The 14871-nt window shown below is 70.2% G+C and carries 12 protein-coding genes; 5 read left to right on the top strand and 7 right to left on the bottom strand.

The genetic code is table 11. From position 1 onward, the window contains the following. The first annotated feature begins 95 nt into the window (after window positions 1–95). Both ACIP8W_RS17655 and ACIP8W_RS17650 read left to right on the top strand, forming a co-directional pair. Entirely contained in the window at window positions 96–3053 is a 2958-nt protein-coding gene (locus ACIP8W_RS17655) for a glycoside hydrolase family 48 protein (RefSeq protein WP_402203602.1), read from the top strand. Window positions 3054–3527: 474 nt separating this feature from the next. Beyond that, window positions 3528–5096 carry a M4 family metallopeptidase gene (locus ACIP8W_RS17650; RefSeq protein WP_401948465.1) on the top strand — a complete coding sequence of 523 codons (1569 nt, stop codon included), beginning with the start codon at window positions 3528–3530 and terminating at the stop codon, window positions 5094–5096. 135 nt (window positions 5097–5231) lie between these two features. Here the strand turns inward: ACIP8W_RS17650 and ACIP8W_RS17645 are convergent, their stop codons facing one another. The 6 genes from ACIP8W_RS17645 to ACIP8W_RS17620 form a co-directional block, all read right to left on the bottom strand. Continuing rightward, the gene (locus ACIP8W_RS17645; RefSeq protein WP_401948028.1) at window positions 5232–6164 is read right to left on the bottom strand and encodes an ion transporter; all 933 of its coding nucleotides are present in this window, start codon (window positions 6162–6164) and stop codon (window positions 5232–5234) included. A gap of 167 nt (window positions 6165–6331) precedes the next feature. Then, a complete protein-coding gene (locus ACIP8W_RS17640; RefSeq protein WP_401948030.1) occupies window positions 6332–7366 on the bottom strand; it encodes a hemolysin family protein in 1035 nt (344 codons plus the stop codon). Next, the gene (locus ACIP8W_RS17635) at window positions 7363–8697 is read right to left on the bottom strand and encodes a hemolysin family protein (RefSeq protein WP_402153640.1); all 1335 of its coding nucleotides are present in this window, start codon (window positions 8695–8697) and stop codon (window positions 7363–7365) included. Before ACIP8W_RS17635 ends, ACIP8W_RS17640 begins: the two co-directional genes overlap by 4 nt. A 301-nt stretch (window positions 8698–8998) precedes the next feature. After that, the gene (locus ACIP8W_RS17630; RefSeq protein ID WP_401948467.1) at window positions 8999–10306 is read right to left on the bottom strand and encodes an LCP family protein; all 1308 of its coding nucleotides are present in this window, start codon (window positions 10304–10306) and stop codon (window positions 8999–9001) included. A gap of 235 nt (window positions 10307–10541) precedes the next feature. Continuing rightward, window positions 10542–11471, bottom strand: a complete 930-nt coding sequence (locus ACIP8W_RS17625) for a M56 family metallopeptidase (protein ID WP_401948035.1) — start codon at window positions 11469–11471, stop codon at window positions 10542–10544. A 3-nt stretch (window positions 11472–11474) separates the two neighbouring features. Next, complete coding sequence (locus tag ACIP8W_RS17620; RefSeq protein ID WP_402203599.1) at window positions 11475–11918, bottom strand: BlaI/MecI/CopY family transcriptional regulator; 444 nt, start codon at window positions 11916–11918, stop codon at window positions 11475–11477. Between the two features lie 200 nt (window positions 11919–12118). On the opposite strand from ACIP8W_RS17620, the gene ACIP8W_RS17615 reads away from it, so the two are divergent. The 3 genes from ACIP8W_RS17615 (at window position 12119) to ACIP8W_RS17605 (ending at window position 13895) form a co-directional block, all read left to right on the top strand. Continuing rightward, complete coding sequence (locus ACIP8W_RS17615) at window positions 12119–12694, top strand: TerD family protein (protein ID WP_401948040.1); 576 nt, start codon at window positions 12119–12121, stop codon at window positions 12692–12694. A gap of 75 nt (window positions 12695–12769) precedes the next feature. Next, on the top strand, window positions 12770–13348 hold the full coding sequence (locus ACIP8W_RS17610; RefSeq protein WP_402153780.1) for a TerD family protein: 579 nt from the start codon (window positions 12770–12772) through the stop codon (window positions 13346–13348). Between the two features lie 91 nt (window positions 13349–13439). Further along, window positions 13440–13895, top strand: coding sequence for a tellurite resistance TerB family protein (locus tag ACIP8W_RS17605; RefSeq protein WP_402153782.1), 456 nt, complete (start codon window positions 13440–13442; stop codon window positions 13893–13895). A gap of 1 nt (window position 13896) precedes the next feature. Here the strand turns inward: ACIP8W_RS17605 and ACIP8W_RS17600 are convergent, their stop codons facing one another. Then, window positions 13897–14853 carry a DMT family transporter gene (locus ACIP8W_RS17600; RefSeq protein ID WP_402203597.1) on the bottom strand — a complete coding sequence of 319 codons (957 nt, stop codon included), beginning with the start codon at window positions 14851–14853 and terminating at the stop codon, window positions 13897–13899. Between the last annotated feature and the right edge of the window lie 18 nt (window positions 14854–14871).

Raw genomic sequence — 14871 nt, 5'->3', positions numbered from 1 at the left:
TGACAGGTGCACCGACCCGCTCGACGCTTGGGAGCGCTCCCACTGGTTCGTATCCCCGCCCCCCACCCGCACCGGACCGCGAGGAGGACCCCTCCATGCTCGGTTTACGAGGCTCCCCACCAGGCGCACCACCCCCGTTCAGCAGGGCCCGCAGGCCGCGCGGTACCCGACGGCTGCTCACCGCCCTGGCGGCCGCCCTGTCCCTCCCGCTCGGTCTGACCGCGGTCAACAGCACCCCCGCGCACGCCGCCGCGGTCCAATGCGGCGTCGACTACAAGGCGAACGACTGGGGATCCGGCTTCACCGCCGACCTGACGATCACCAATCGTGGTACGGACGTCATCGACGGCTGGACGCTCACCTACGGCTACGCCGGGAACCAGACGCTCACCAACGGCTGGAACGGCACCTGGACCCAGTCCGGCAAGAACGTCACCGTCCGGAGCGCCTCGCACAACGGCAGGATCGCCCCCGGCGCCGCCGCGACCACCGGCGGCAACTTCACCTACAGCGGCGCCAACGCCGCCCCCACCGTCTTCGCCGTCAACGGTGTGACCTGTACCGGAGCGCACCAGCCGCCGATCACCGTGCTGAGCAGCCCCGCCCCCGGGGCGGTGTTCACCGCGGGCGGCACCATCCCCATGGCCGCCACCGCGGCGGCCGCGGACGGCGCCGGCGTCACCAAGGTCGAGTTCTACAGCGACACGACGTTGCTGGGCACCGACACGACCTCGCCGTACACCTTCGACTACACCAACGTTCCGGCCGGTGACCTCTCCCTCTACGCCAAGGCGTACGACGGTCTGGGAGCCTCGGCCGAGTCCACACCGGTCGGGGTACGGGTCGTCTCGGGCCCCTCACTGGTCGCCACCCCGTCCCAACTGGGCGTACAGCAGGGGAAGACGGGCACCTTCGGGGTGAAGCTCTCGGCGCAGCCGACGGCCGGCGTGAATGTCGCCGTCGCCCGCACGGCGGGCAACACCGGCCTCAGTGTCACCGGCGGTGCGAACCTCACCTTCACGACCGCCAACTGGAACACCGCCCAGCAGGTGACCATCACCGCCGCGGCCACCGGCACCGGCGCCGCGACCTTCACCGCGACCGCGCCGGGCCAGACCAAGGCCGATGTCACCGTCACCCAGCTGGCCGCGAGCGGCGCGTACGACGCGCGGTTCCTGGAGCTGTACGGCAAGATCACCGACCCGGCGGCCGGGTACTTCTCGCCCGAGGGCATCCCGTACCACTCGGTCGAGACCCTGATCGTCGAGGCGCCCGACCACGGGCATGAGACGACCTCCGAGGCGTACAGCTATCTGATCTGGCTCCAGGCCATGTACGGCAAGGTCACGGGGGACTGGACCAAGTTCAACGGCGCGTGGGACATCATGGAGAAGTACATGATCCCCACGCACGCGGACCAGCCCACCAACAGCTTCTACAACGCGTCGAAGCCGGCCACCTACGCGCCCGAGCAGGATCTGCCCTCGCAGTACCCCTCCCAGCTCAACAGCAACATCCCCGTCGGCAACGACCCGATCGCGGGTGAGCTGAAGAGCGCCTACGGCACCGACGACATCTACGGCATGCACTGGATCCAGGACGTGGACAACGTCTACGGCTTCGGCAACTCGCCCGGCAAGTGCACGGCCGGACCCGCCGACCAGGGGCCGTCCTACATCAACACCTTCCAGCGCGGACCGCAGGAGTCCGTCTGGGAGACCGTGACCCAGCCGACCTGCGACTCCTTCAAGTACGGCGGTACGAACGGCTATCTGGACCTGTTCACCAAGGACGCGTCCTACGCCAAGCAGTGGAAGTTCACCAACGCCCCCGACGCCGACGCCCGGGTCGTCCAGGCCGCCTACTGGGCCTCGGAATGGGCCAAGGAGCAGGGCAAGGGCGGCCAGGTCGCGGCGAATGTCGCCAAGGCCGCGAAGATGGGTGACTACCTCCGCTACGCCATGTACGACAAGTACTTCAAGAAGGTCGGCGACTGCGCGGGCGAGAGTACCTGCCCGGCGGGCAGCGGGAAGAACAGCTCGCACTATCTGCTCTCCTGGTACTACGCCTGGGGCGGCGCCACCGACGCCTCGGCCGGCTGGGCCTGGCGCATCGGCTCCAGCTTCAGCCACAGCGGCTACCAGAACCCGATGGCGGCCTGGGCGCTCAGCGCGTACGCCGATCTGAAGCCCAAGTCGGCCACCGGCCAGCAGGACTGGACCACCAGTCTCAAGCGGCAGGTGGAGTTCTACCGCTGGCTCCAGTCCGCCGAGGGCGGGATCGCGGGCGGCGCCACCAACAGCTGGCAGGGCCGTTACGCCCAGCCGCCGGCCGGGACGTCGACGTTCTACGGCATGTACTACGACGAGGCCCCGGTCTACCACGACCCGCCGTCCAACCAGTGGTTCGGCTTCCAGGCCTGGTCCATGGAGCGCGTCGCGGAGTACTACCACCAGACCGGTGACGCCGCCGCCAAGGCCGTACTGGACAAGTGGGTCACCTGGGCCCTGTCCAAGACGACCATCAACCCGGACGGTACGTACCAGATCCCGTCCACCCTCCAGTGGTCCGGGAAGCCGGACACCTGGAACGCCACCAGCCCCGGCGCCAACACCGGACTGCATGTCACCGTCGCCGACTACACCAATGACGTCGGTGTGGCCGCCGCGTACGCCAAGACCCTCTCGTACTACGCGGCGAAGTCCGGCCACGCGGCGGCGAAGACCACCGCCAAGGCGCTGCTGGACGGTATGTGGGACCACCACCGTGACGCCCTGGGCATCGCGGTCCCCGAAACCCGCGCCGACTACAGCCGGTTCGACGACCCGGTCTACGTACCGAGCGGCTGGACCGGGGCCATGCCCAACGGGGACACGATCAACTCGTCCTCCACCTTCGTGTCGCTCCGGTCCTTCTACAAGAGCGACCCGTCCTGGTCCAAGATCGAGGCGTATCTGCGCGGCGGCGCCGCGCCGACGTTCACGTACCACCGGTTCTGGGCACAGGCGGACATCGCGCTGGCCTTCGGCTCGTACTCCGATCTCTTCGAGTAGCGCGCCCCCCCGAGCCCCCGGTGCGGGGCTCGGGGGAGCACGACCCCTTCGACTGCGGAGGGTCCCGGCTGTCGCCCGCCGGGACCCTCCGCTCTCCACGTTCCGGGGCTGTTCCCGGGTTCCGCGACCGAAGTGACCTACAGATATGACCGTTTGGTAGCTGTTTGGTGTCACTAAATTGACAAGCCACGGTCAAGTTCTGGTTTTCGGCCTGTTCGAACGAGTCTCCCAAGTGCGAATCTCAGTCCGGACTCACCGCGCGTAGACCTGGCGGTGGGTCAGCCTCTGGCACTCGCACGGCTCAGCATCACCGGGCGGTGGTCCCACCCAAGGCCGCCGCTTCCCCATACAGGGCCGCCCACTCGGCGGCCCGGCACTCTTGGAGACTGAGTGAGACTCGTAGCTTCCACCCCCCGCAAGAACGCCGCTCGCAAGAACACCGTGCGGGTCGCGGCGCTCGTCGCCTCCGCCGCCATGGTGGTCGTCGGAGTGCAGTCGGGCACCGCCAGTGCCCAGCCCGACTCCGTCCGCGGCAGCAGGGCGTCCGGCGCCACCGCTGTGCCGTTCACCCCGGCCCAGCGCGTCGCGGCCATCAAGGACGCGCAGGCGGACACCGCGAGCGAGGCCAAGTCCCTCGGGCTCGGCGCCCAGGAGAAGCTGGTCGTCCGGGACGTCATCAAGGACGCCGACGGCACGGTCCACACCCGTTACGAGCGGACCTACGCCGGTCTGCCCGTCCTCGGCGGCGACCTCGTCGTCCACGAGACGGCCGCGGGCGCCGACAGCGTCACCAAGGCGGTCACGGCCCGGATATCCGTGCCGTCCACCACCCCCGAGGTCGCCCCGTCGACCGCCAAGGCGACGGCGCTGAAGGCCGCTTCGGCCGAGAAGACCGACAGCGCGGCAACGGACAAGGCCCCCCGCAAGGTCGTCTGGGCCGCCGACGGCAAGCCCGTACTCGCCTGGGAGGCTCTGGTCGAGGGCGTCCAGCCCGACGGCACGCCGAGCAAGCTCCAGGTCATCACCGACGCGGTCACCGGCAAGGAACTCTTCCGCAACGAGGAGATCGAGACCGGCACCGGCACCGGCGACTACAACGGCACGGTCACCCTCGGCACCACCAAGGGCACCAGCACCTACAGCCTGACCGACGGCGCACGCGGCGGCCACAAGACGTACGACCTGAACCAGGGCACCTCCTCCGGCACCGGCACCCTCTTCACCGACGCCGACGACGTCTGGGGCGGGGGCAGGCAGAGCGCCGCCGTCGACGCCCACTACGGCGCCGCGACGACCTGGGACTTCTACAAGAACGTGCTGGGCCGCAACGGCATCAAGAACAACGGCGTGGCCTCCTACTCCCGCGTCCACTACGGCAACAGCTATGTGAACGCGTTCTGGGACGACAGCTGCTTCTGCATGACGTACGGCGACGGCGACGGCAACGCCGACCCGCTGACCTCGCTGGACGTGGCCGCGCACGAGATGAGCCACGGTCTGACCTCGGCGACCGCCGGTCTCAACTACAGCGGCGAGTCGGGCGGTCTCAACGAGGCGACCTCCGACATCTTCGGCACCGCCGTCGAGTTCTACGCCAACAACTCCAGCGACCCCGGTGACTACCTCATCGGCGAGAAGATCAACATCAACGGCGACGGTACGCCGCTGCGCTACCAGGACAAGCCGAGCAAGGACGGCGGCTCGAAGGACAACTGGTCGTCCACCCTGGGCAACCTCGACGTCCACTACTCCTCGGGCCCGGCCAACCACTTCTTCTACCTGCTGTCGGAGGGCAGCGGCGCGAAGACCATCAACGGGGTGAGCTACAACAGCCCCACCTCCGACGGCTCCACGGTCACCGGCATCGGCCGGGACAAGGCCGTGAAGATCTGGTACAAGGCGCTCACCACGTACATGACGTCCACCACCAACTACGCGAAGGCGCGCACCGCGACGCTGAGCGCGGCGGGCGACCTGTACGGCACGACCAGCGCCGAGTACAAGGCGGTCGGCGCCGCCTGGACCGCGGTCAACGTCAAGTGACCCGCTGAGAAACGACCCACCGGGCATGGTGGGCACGGGCCCGCGCGTTCTCCACGCGCGGGCCCGTGCGTGTGTGTGACGCGTACGGGCGCGCGCGTACGGCAGAGGGACGCACAGGCCGCCCGGAAGGCGTCGTCACCCCACCCGGTCCGGCGCGTTCGGCTGCGGTATCTGCCGGTGTTCGGACGCCGCGGCGATCCTGGCCTGCTGGACCGAGACCGTCAGCGCGGCCTCGGCCTCGTCCAGCGCCCGGCGGGCGGCGGCGAGCCGGCCGAGCAGCACCGCGTGCGGCTCCCCGGGACGTACGAGCGGCAGCGCCCTGTCCCGGGCCGCGTCGGTCTCCTGCTCCCGGGCCTCCTCCAGGGAGTTGATGACCACCCCGATCAGCAGGTTGACGAGCAGGAACGACCCCAGCAGGACGAACGAGGCGAAGTAGACGATGGTCCAGCGGGACACCTCCAGCCCGCCGCGCACCGCGTCCCCGAGACCGTCCAGGGTGATCAGCAGAAAGAGCGTGAGGGCGGCGCGGCCGAGCGACCCGTAGTGCTCGGGGTCCGCACGGGCGAAGAACACCCAGCCGACCATGGCGTACACATACAGCAGCAGCGCCCCGATCAGTACGAAACTCGCGGTGCCCGGCAGGCTCTTGCCGACGGCGACGATCACGATCCGCAGCTGCGGCAGGAAGCGCGCGGCCCGCAGCACCCGGGCGAGCCGCAGAAGCCGCAGGACGGTCGCGTTCTCCCGGGCGAACGGCGTGTACGCCAGCGAGATGACCACCAGGTCGAAGACGTTCCACGGGTCGCGGAAGAAATCCTTGGGACGGTCGGTGTACGCGGTGGCGCGCAGCAGGATCTCCGCGGTGAACGCGGCGAGGAAGAAGTGCTCCGCGAGCTTCAGCTCTTCGTACCACTGGTGCCACGCGCCGGTATAGGTCTCGATGCCCAGCAGGCAGGCGTTGCCGATGATCAGAGCGAACACCGTGATGCCGAAGCCGTCGGAGTCGATGACGCGTCTGCTGCGGTCGGCGAGAGTCCGTGACAGTAATCGACTCGTCCCGTGGGGCATCAGCTGAACCTATTTTCTTGCGGACCGTGCGTGTGCACCTAAAGATACGTAGATCGAACAGAGTTCGGATGCCGAAAGCCCGAGCCGGTGGAGCTCTGTGGTGAAGAGGGCGGAAAAACGAAGCGGCCGGTGCCCGGGGCTGGGCACCGGCCGCTCCACGCGGCGCGTCACACCGCGGGCTCCGGCGTGCCGGTGGCGGGACCGACCAGCTCGTCCAGGACGTCCTCCATCGTGACGAAGCCGATGACGGTCCCCTTGTCACCGGTGACGGCCGCCAGATGCGTACCGGCGGCGCGCATGGCCGTCATGGTGTCGTCGAGCGGGGTGTCGATCTCGACCCTGACCACCCGGTGCAGCGAGCCGCGCGGGAAGGGCCGCGTCCGGTCCGCGGCGCCGAGGGCGTCCTTGATGTGCAGATAGCCGAGGATCGTGTCGTCGGGCCCGGTGACCGGCAGCCGCGAGAAGCCGGAGGACACCGCGGCGCGCTCCAACTGCTGCGGGGTGGTGCGGTGGTCGACGGTGACCGTCCGGTTGAGCGGGACCATCACCTCGCCCGCCGGGCGGGTGCCCAGCTCCAGGGCGTCCCGCAGCCGCTCGCCGTCGGCCGGGTCGAGCAGCCCCGCCTCGCTGGAGTCCGTGACCAGCCGGGCGAGTTCGTCGTCGGTGAAGACCGAGGAGACCTCGTCCTTGGGCTCGACCTTCAGCAGCCGCAGGATGGAGTTGGCGAACGCGTTGATCCCGAAGATCGCCGGACGCAGCGCCCGGGTCAGCCAGACCAGGGCGGGCGCCAGCGCGAGCGCGGTGGGAGCGGGCGCGGCCAGTGCGATGTTCTTGGGGATCATCTCGCCGATGAGCATGTGCAGATAGGTCGCCAGGGCCAGCGCGATCACGAACGCGATCGGATGGATCAGCGCCTGCGGCACACCGGCCGCCTCGAACGGCGGCTCCAGCAGATGCGCGATGGCCGGTTCGGCGACGGCGCCCAGCACCAGCGAGGAGATCGTGATACCGAGCTGGGCGGTGGCCATCGCGGCGGACAGATGCTGCACACCCCACAGGGTGCTCTTCGCACGGCGGCTGCCCTTGACGGCCAGGGGCTCGATCTGGCTGCGCCGTACGGAGATGAGAGCGAACTCGGCGCCGACGAAGAACGCGTTGGTGAACAGCGTGAGCACGCCGATGGCGAGTTGCAGGCCGGTCATCGGACATCCTCCGCGAGCTGGGTGGCGCGGGCGGGCGCGGTGATCCCGACCCGGTCGGCGCGGTGGTGGTCGATCCGCAGGACGGCGAAGCGCCAGCCCTCGATCTCCAGGGTGTCGGTGAGCACGGGCAGCCGCTCCAGCCGGGTCGCGAGCAGCCCGGCGAGCGTCTCGTACGGGCCTTCCGGCGCGTCGAAGCCGATCTCTTCGAGCTGGTCGAGCCGGAGGGAACCGTCCGCCTCCCAGACGGGGCGTCCGTCGTCCGTCGGCGCGCAGGTCGCCAGGTCCGGGGTCTCGTGGGGGTCGTGCTCGTCGCGTACCTCCCCGACGACCTCCTCGACGATGTCCTCCATGGTGGCCACCCCGGCGGTGCCGCCGTACTCGTCGATCACCACGGCCATCGTCCTCGACTCCCGCAGCCGCCGCAGCAGCCGGTCGACCGGCAGCGAGTCGGGGACGAGCAGCGGTTCGGTGGTGAGCTCGGTGACGGGGGTACGGTCCCGGAGGCTCTCGTCGAGCGCCAGGACGTCGCGTATATGGATGGTGCCGATGACCTCGTCGAGGCTGTGACGGTAGACGGGGAAGCGGGACAGCCCGGTGGCGAGGGTCAGGTTGGCCGCGTCCGCGGCGGTGGCGTGCGCCTCCAGGGCGCGGACGTCCACCCGGGGCGTCATCACGTTCTCCGCGGTCAGCTCGGCCAGGTGCAGCGTTCGTACGAACAGCTCGGCGGAGTCCGCCTCGATGGCGCCCTCGCGTGCCGAGTGCCGCGCCAGGGCGACCAGCTCCTCGGGGGTACGGGCGGAGGCCAGCTCCTCGGCGGGCTCCATGCCGAACTTGCGCACCACGCGGTTGGCCGTGTTGTTGAGGTGCCGGATCAGCGGGGCGAAGGCGGCGGTGAAGCCGCGCTGCGGCCCCGCCACGACCTTGGCGACGGCGAGCGGGCTGGAGATCGCCCAGTTCTTGGGGACCAGCTCGCCGACCACCATCAGCACGACGGTGGACAGGCTGACCCCGAGCAGGGTGGCGACCGTGGACACCGCTCCGGACGGCAGGCCCACGGCCTCCAGCGGGCCGCGCAGCAGCGAGGCCAGCGAGGGCTCGGCGAGCATACCGATGACCAGGGAGGTCACGGTGATGCCCAGCTGGGCGCCGGAGAGCTGGAAGGTCAGCCGCTTGGCCGCCTCCAGCGCGCTGACGGCTCCGCGCTCACCGGCGGCGACGGCGCGTTCGAGTTCGCCGCGCTCGACGGTGGTCAGAGAGAACTCGGCCGCGACGAACACCGCACAGGCGAGGGTGAGCGCGAGGGCGAGGAGCAGCAGAAGCACTTCGGTCACCGTGCCACCTCCGGCCCATTGCTCGACGGGGCGGGAATGGCACGGCTCGTACTGGGAGGCTCACCCATTGCGGGACTGTGGCTCCTTCTTCGGTCGTGGGGCACTGCGTCGAGTGCTCCGGTCGGGGGAGAGCGACGGACGCTCTCCGTACGGGGCGGGAGCCCCGTTCGATCAATAGTAAAGGAATCGCAAAACTAGGCAACGCGGTGGCTGATATTTGCCGCCGCATCCAAGAAGTCTGCCATCGCGCTCGAGGGCCGCCGCCCCCGGGCCGCCCGGGGGCGGCGGGAGGGTGCCGGGCTCAGCGGAGCGCTTCGAAGTCCTGGCCCACGGTCAGGGTCAGCACCCCCGGGGTGGCGCCCTCGTCCCGCCGCGTGGTGCTTCCGGGCAGCCGGGTGGCCAGTACCCGCGCCGTCGCCTCCTGTCCCTGCGCGTAGCCGACCGCGGTCCTCTTCGCGGACTCCGGGGCGTTGCCGACGCCCGCGACCGTGAATCCGGCGGTGCGCAGGGTGTCCGCGACCTTGGCCGCGCGCCCCGGGACACCGGTCCCGTTCAGGACCTGGACGCGGACCGTGTGCGCGTACACCGGGTTCTCGGAGTCGGCCTCCAGCCTCTCCTTGTCGATCTCCTCGTCGGCGGCCAGGGAGGTGAACAGGTCGGCGGCCTGCGGATACTGCCAGACGATGTTGGCCCGGTCGGTCGCGACATCCGCCTCGCGCGGATAGTTCGGCACGGTCAGGAACGTCAGCCGGTCGCTCGGGATGTCCTTCAGCTCGTTGGCGAGGGCGGAGAGCGGCTTGATCCCCGCTATCTCCTTGTCCGTGGTCAGCGATTTGGTCGCGGAGTCCAGGAATCCGTACAGCGCGGCGGGGCTGGTCAGCTTCTGCTGGGCCTTGGCCGCCAGGGCCTGCATGAACTCCTGCTGCCGGCCGATCCGGCCCAGGTCGGAGCCGTCCCCGACGCTGTAGCGGGTCCGTACGTAGCCCAGGGCCTTCTCGTCCCTGACCGTCTGGCAGCCGGCCTCCAGATCGAGATGGGCCTTCTTGTCGTGGATCGCTGTCTCGGGGCAGACCTCGATGCCTTCCAGGGCGTTGACCATCCCCTTGAAGCCCTGGAAGTCGACCGACATGAAGTGGTCGATGCGCAGCCCGGTGTTCTGCTCCACGGTCCTGATGGTGCAGGCGGCGGCGCCGGCCACCTCGCCGTTCGTACCGCCGATGGCGAACGACTCGTTGATCTTGAAGTGGTGCGGGGCGGACTCGCTGCCGTCGCCCCGGTCGCAGGACGGGATGTTCACCCAGGAGTCGCGGGGGAGCGAGACCACCGTGGCCCACTTCCTGTCGGCGGCCAGATGCAGCACCATCAGCGTGTCCGACTGCATGGTGGTCAGCCCGCTGCCGTACTTCCCGTTGTCGCCGTCCCGCGAGTCGGAGCCGACGACCAGGATGTTCTTGGAGCCGGGGCTCGAATTGACCGGCCGGTCGCCGCCCAGCCGGTCGTCCACGTCCGCGGAGTGGATATTGCCGTCGAGGCTCTGGTAGACCCAGGCCCCGGTCCCCCCGGCGCCGATGAGGAGCAGGGCGAGACCGCCGCCGGTCCACACGGCTATTCGGCCCCGGCGGGTCAGTCTGGTCCCTGTCGCCGCGCCCTCGGCGCGGTGACCCGTACCGGACGTACGGTCGCGCCGCCCCCTGGATTCCTTGCCCACGCTGATCCTCCGTGCCCCGTACCCGGCCTGTCCTCCGGTCGGACGGACCGGCCATCGCCCTGTGCGACGCGTGAACTCTACTGGTTCTACAAAGGTGTAGAGGGCGGCGGGTGGATGCGGCCGCGCGGCCCGCGTGTCACAGCGGCGTCGCGGCCTCCAGCACCAGGAACAGCGCGGAGGCCGCGTTCAGCGCCGACGCGGTGGACGCGGCCGTACCGGCCGCCGCGACATAGGCGGCCATCCCCGCGCGGGTCAGCGCCGGCGGCCAGCTCCGGCGCGGCGGCACCGGGCCGAGCAGGGCGGCCACCCGGCGCGGCACCGGACCCGCCGCGGCGAACGCGGCCAGCCCGGGAGCCGGGACGCGGTGCGAGAACAGCGCGGCCTTGCCCACCGCGCGCGCCGTCGTCCGCCGGTCGCCCGTGGCGCGCGCCGCCTCCTCGTCCGCCCAGCGTTCGGTGCTGTACGTCACGGCGGCCCGTATCGGACGCAGGAACGGATTGGCGCACCCCGCCAGCCGCACGGCCAGCAGCAGCCGGTGGTGGTGGCCGGCCAGATGGGCGCGTTCATGGGCGAGCAGCGCCCGGCGCTCCCCCTCGTCGAGGCAGGAGAGCATCCCCGTCGAGACGACGATCCGGCCCGGGGAGCCGGGCAGCGCGTACGCGTAGGGGAGCTCGTCCTCCAGGGTGGCCACCTCGGAGGGCGGCAGCCCGGCCAGCGCGCTGTGGGCGCGGGCGCGGAAGCGCGTATGGCGCCGTACGGTCAGGGCGCACGCCACCACGACGGCGGCCAGCGCGGCGATGGCGGCCTTGCCCGCCACCTCGTCGTACGGCACGGCGTCGCGTACCTCGGGATCGGACCAGCTGTCCGGCAGCGGGTTGCCCGGGAGCTGGGCGGTGCCCACCACCATCAGTAAGCCGAGGCAGAACGTGCTGCACGTGGCCAGCACCACGCTGACGGAGGTCAGCAGCAGGGCGGCGCTGCGCGGATGGAGATGCTGTTCGGCCAGGCGCGCGATCGGCAGCGCGGTCAGCGGAAGGATCAGCGGCAGGAAGACGAAGACGCCCATGGGTCAGCCCTCCGTCCGGGGCGCCGGATCGGCGTCCCGCAGGAGCGAGCGGAGCACCTGCTCGTCGTGGGGGGAGAGCGCCGAGACGAAGCTGGACAGCACCGCGTCGCGGTCGTCCCGCTCGTCGAGCAGCCGGCGCATCCGCAGGGCTGTGAGCCCCGCCTCGTCCGCCACCGGCGTCCACAGGAAGGAGCGGCCCGAGCGGCTGCGGGTCACGGCCTGCTTGCCGAGGAGCCGGGTCAGGATGGTGATCACGGTGGTGTACGCCAGCTCGCCGTCCAGCCGTTCCTGCACCCAGGTCGCCGCCACGGGAGCGGTCGCCGAGCCCAGAACCGCCAGTACCTGAGCCTCCAGTTGGCCCTGGCCGCGTCTGCGGGTGCGGGACGCGCGGTCGTCCCTGTCGCCTCTGTTCCCGAGGTTCCCGACGTTCCCGGCGTTCCCGACCACGAAGTGGCCTCCTCCCACGCTGCCGCCCCGGTGACGGGCCATCGTAACCAGGGGTTTTCCGGCGCTCGTACGGTTGTTGCGGTCCGTGCGGCCTTCGATCCAGCCAATTTCTACAGTGTTGTAGATTTAAGATGGTGTCACACGGCATCTCGGCGCGCCGGGGCGTTCGGCGTGCTCGGTTACGGACGGAAGGAAACAACATGGGTGTGAGCCTCGCCAAGGGCGGCAACGTCTCGTTGAGCAAGGAGGCTCCCGGTCTGACAGCCGTGCTGGTCGCGCTGGGCTGGGACGTGCGGACCACCACCGGGGCCGATCACGATCTGGACGCGAGCGCCCTGCTGCTCGACGCGTCGGGGAAGGTCGCCTCCGACCGGCATTTCGTCTTCTACAACAACCTGACGAGCCCGGACGGTTCGGTGGAGCACACCGGTGACAACCTGACCGGTGAGGGCGAGGGCGACGACGAGACGGTGAAGGTGAATCTGGCGGCCGTCCCCGCCGACATCTCCAGGATCGTCTTCCCGGTGTCGATCCATGACGCCGGGTCCCGAGGCCAGAGCTTCGGCCAGGTCCGCAACGCCTACATCCGCGTCGTCAACCAGTCCGGCGGCGCCGAACTCGCCCGCTACGACCTCAGCGAGGACGCCTCGACCGAGACCGCCATGGTCTTCGGCGAGCTGTACCGCAACGGCGCCGAGTGGAAGTTCCGCGCCATCGGCCAGGGCTACGCCTCCGGACTCGCCGGAATCGCCTCCGACTACGGCGTCAACGTCTGACCTCCGTAGCCGTCCCCTCACCGCGCCCGTACAGCCGCGCTCCGGCCGTACGGACACAACCACCAGGAGCCAACGATGAGCGTCAACCTCACCAAGGGCCAGCAGATCAGCCTGACCAAGTCCGGCGGAGGTGAACTCACCGTCGTCCGGATGGGACTGGGCTGGCAGGCCGCCCGCAAGGGATTCTTCGCCCGGATGACCGCCCGCGAGATCGACCTCGATGCCTCGGCGCTGCTCTTCGCCGGCAAGGAGGCCGTCGATGTCGTCTTCTTCCAGCATCTGACCAGTGACGACGGTTCCGTGCAGCACACCGGTGACAACCGGGTCGGCGGCGCGGGCGAGGGCGGCGACGACGAGTCGATCGTCGTGGACCTCCAGCGGGTGCCCGTCCATGTCGACCAGATCGTCTTCACGGTGAACTCGTTCACCGGCCAGACCTTCGAAGAGGTCGAGAACGCCTTCTGCCGCCTGGTCGACGAGACCAACGGCCAGGAGCTGGCCCGCTACACCCTCACCGGCGGCGGCACGCACACCGCCCAGATCATGGCCAAGGTGTACCGCTCCGGTGGCGGCTGGCAGATGTCCGCCATCGGCAGCCCCGCCGAGGGCCGCACCTTCCAGGACCTGATGCCGGCCGTGACCCCGCATCTCTGAGCCTGTACGGGACACCACGCGTCCCGTACGACACGCCGACCACTCCCTACGACACACCAACCGGCACGACACGCCAGCCAGGAGATTTCACGTGGCCCTGTGGGACCGCATCAAGGATTCCGCCTCGACGATGCAGGCGCAGCTCAACGCGAAGAAGAACGACCTCAAGAGCGGCGCCTTCCGTGACGCCAGCATGGCCATGTGCGCCCTGGTCGCCGCCGCCGACGGCTCCATCGACGCCTCGGAGCGCCAGCGCGTCGCCGCGCTGATCATGACCAACGACGTGCTCCAGAACTTCCCCGCGGAGGATCTGCAGGCCCGCTTCAACGACTACTGCCAGAAGCTGACGGCCGACTTCGACTTCGGCAAGGTCGCCGTCCTCCAGACCATCGGCAAGGTCGCCAAGAAGCCCACCGAGGCCCGCGCGGTCATCCAGATCGGCATCGTCATCGGCGGCGCCGACGGTGACTTCGACAAGACGGAGCAGGCGGTCGTCCGCGAGGCGTGCTACGCGGTCGGTATCGCGCCCAGCGAGTTCGACCTCTGAGTCATGAACCGGGGCGTGCCGTGGACTCCACGGCACGCCCCCGGCCGTCCGCCGCCCGGCGGCCCCAGGTCGTGCCCGTCAGAACGAGTACGGCCCCCAGTACCCCGGCCGTCCCCAGGTACTCGCCGCCGATCGCGACACCGGCCGCGGCCGCCCACAGCGGTTCCGTGCCGAGCAGCAGGCTCACCCGCGACGGCGAGGTGCGCCGTACCGCCCACATCTGTACGAAGAACGCGCCGAGCGTGCAGAACACGGACAGGAAGAGCAGCACCGCCCACTCGCGGGGGCCGAAAGCGGCCGCCGCGGTCCAGGGCGCGGCGCCCGTGCCCGGCGCCGCGGCCAGCACCGCGAAGACCACGACCGCGCCGCCGAGCTGCACGGTGGTCAGCGACAGCGGGTCGGCCTCCCGCACCGCCTTGATCCGGGCCATCGCCAGCACATGGACGGTACGGGCGAGGGCGGCCAGCAGCATCAGCAGATCGCCCGCCGAGGGCGCGGTGAACCCGCCGTTCCGGGTCAGCAGCACCACCCCGGTGACCGAGAGCCCGGCGGCGGCGACGAAGGACCCGGGCGGCCGGGTCCTGGTGACGGCGGCCTCCGCGAGCGGGGTCACGATCATGGTCAGGCTGATGATCAGTCCGGCGTTGGTCGCCGAGGTGTGGACGACGCCGTAGGTCTCCAGCAGGAAGATCCCGCTCAGGACGAGCCCGAGCAGCCCGGCCCCCCGCCACTGGGCCGCGTCGAGTGCCCGCAGCCTCCGCCACCCCACGACGGCCAGTACGGGCAGCACCATCCCGAACCGCAGTACCAGAACGGCGATCACCGTATCGGCGGTGGCGATGTCCTTCGCGGCGAGATAGCTGCCGCCCCAGACCACGGCGACCAGCAGAACGGGCAGATCCGTGAGCCAGGCCCCGCGCCGCACGGCGGCGGGGGCGGCGGTCGACGTCGATGTCATAGGAGGCGGCTCTCCAGC

The sequence above is a fragment of the Streptomyces sp. NPDC088554 genome (assembly GCF_044752945.1).
Taxonomy (GTDB): Bacteria; Actinomycetota; Actinomycetes; order Streptomycetales; family Streptomycetaceae; genus Streptomyces.
Note: the sequence above shows the minus strand (reverse complement) of the source record. Positions and strands in the feature narration are given on the sequence as shown.